This window comes from Sinobaca sp. SA16-1, from assembly GCF_059510515.1.
Window position 1 is genome coordinate 1 of the sequence record NZ_JCAKFL010000010.1, and the last position, 1068, is coordinate 1068.

Genomic DNA, 1068 nt, shown 5'->3' on the forward strand with positions numbered 1-1068 from the left:
AATGCTGGCAACTAAGATTAAGGGTTGCGCTCGTTGCGGGACTTAACCCAACATCTCACGACACGAGCTGACGACAACCATGCACCACCTGTCATTTTGTCCCCCGAAGGGGAACCTTCTATCTCTAGAAGTGGCAAAAGATGTCAAGACCTGGTAAGGTTCTTCGCGTTGCGTCGAATTAAACCACATGCTCCACCGCTTGTGCGGGCCCCCGTCAATTCTTTTGAGTTTCAGCCTTGCGGCCGTACTCCCCAGGCGGAGTGCTTAATGCGTTAGCTTCGGCACTAAGGGCATCGAAACCCCTAACACCTAGCACTCATCGTTTACGGCGTGGACTACCAGGGTATCTAATCCTGTTTGCTCCCCACGCTTTCGCGCCTCAGCGTCAATAACAGACCAGAGAGCCGCCTTCGCCACTGGTGTTCCTCCACATATCTACGCATTTCACCGCTACACGTGGAATTCCACTCTCCTCTTCTGCATTCCAGTTCCCCAGTTTCCAATGACCCTCCACGGTTGAGCCGTGGGCTTTCACATCAGACTTAAGGAACCGCCTGCGCGCGCTTTACGCCCAATAATTCCGGACAACGCTTGCCCCCTACGTATTACCGCGGCTGCTGGCACGTAGTTAGCCGGGGCTTTCTGGTGAGGTACCGTCAGGGGGCGGCCCTGTTAGAACCGCCCTTGTTCTTCCCTCACAACAGAGCTTTACGATCCGAAAACCTTCATCACTCACGCGGCGTTGCACCGTCAGACTTTCGTCCATTGCGGATGATTCCCTACTGCTGCCTCCCGTAGGAGTCTGGGCCGTGTCTCAGTCCCAGTGTGGCCGATCACCCTCTCAGGTCGGCTACGTATCGTCGCCTTGGGGAGCCATTACCTCTCCAACTAGCTAATACGCCGCGGGCCCATCCCCCAGTGCATGGCCCGAAGGCCATGCTTTTACAAGCCGATCAGGAGATCGGCTTGATTATCGGGTATTAGCTCCGGTTTCCCGGAGTTATCCCCGTCTGAAGGGCAGGTTGCCCACGTGTTACTCACCCGTCCGCCGCTCACTCCCCCGGTTTC

At 56.2% G+C, this 1068-nt stretch carries 1 rRNA gene; it reads right to left on the bottom strand.

The window, feature by feature from the left end:
- Positions 1 to 1068, bottom strand: a 16S ribosomal RNA gene (locus AC5W2J_RS17150); the annotation flags it as partial.